At 38.7% G+C, this 865-nt stretch carries 1 protein-coding gene; it reads left to right on the top strand.

The genetic code is table 11. The features are described 5' to 3' along the window. The coding region (locus R7Q46_RS25915) for a GlxA family transcriptional regulator (protein ID WP_318078048.1) at positions 1 to 708 on the top strand (708 nt) is incomplete at its 5' end. Positions 709 to 865 lie beyond the last annotated feature (157 nt).

Below are 865 nucleotides of genomic sequence, written 5' to 3' on the forward strand. Positions count from 1 at the left end.
ATCGATCCTGCATTGTTCGATTGGATCAGAGAGTTACACCTAAAAGGCAGCAAAATAGTTGCAATTGACACCGGTATTTTTGTCGTCGCGAAAGCCGGTCTTTTGCAGCAAAACAAAGCTGTAATGCATTCTTACTTCGCCCACCTCTTTGGCGAACTGTTCCCTGAGATAACGCTCATGACTGAGCAGAAAGCACTCATTGACGGAAACGTCTATCTTTCGTCTGGACCTTACTCTCACTCAAGTGTGATGCTGGAAATAGTAGAAGAGTATTTTGGAAAGCACACTCGAAACCTTGGTAACCAGTTTTTAAGTACAATAGAGAGCAGTGGAAACTCTCATTCATACTGTGATGTTTTCCGTTACATGCAACACAGAGATGAGCTGATTCTAAAAATCCAAAAATGGATTCTCACCACGGATCTAGACATCGTCTCTATCAGTGATTTAGCGAATGAAGCTTGCTTATCAGAACGGCAGTTAAAACGCCGATTTAAAGAGGCGACATCCATCAGTCCGCTAAAGTTTATTCAGTTAGGGCGTTTATCTTTTGCAAAAGAACTGTTGAGGTCAACAAAGTTGTCAATTGATGAAGTTGCAAGTCGATCTGGTTATGTTGATACACAGTTTTTCAGGCAGATATTCAAACGAGAAAATGATTGTTCTCCGCTTGAATATCGTAAAAGAAACCAAGTTAAAGCTGAATGATAAGCATATCTCATGGCCAGAATCATGATCTATACAACATTATTAATTGAATAGTCGTATTTACATTCGTTTTAAATCCATATTATAGTTCGAACGAAAATGGCAAACGTTTGCTATTTTCGTTCGAGTATAAATGGGTTAGTCTTGAATTGATTTT

The sequence above is a fragment of the Vibrio sp. 811 genome, from assembly GCF_033339195.1.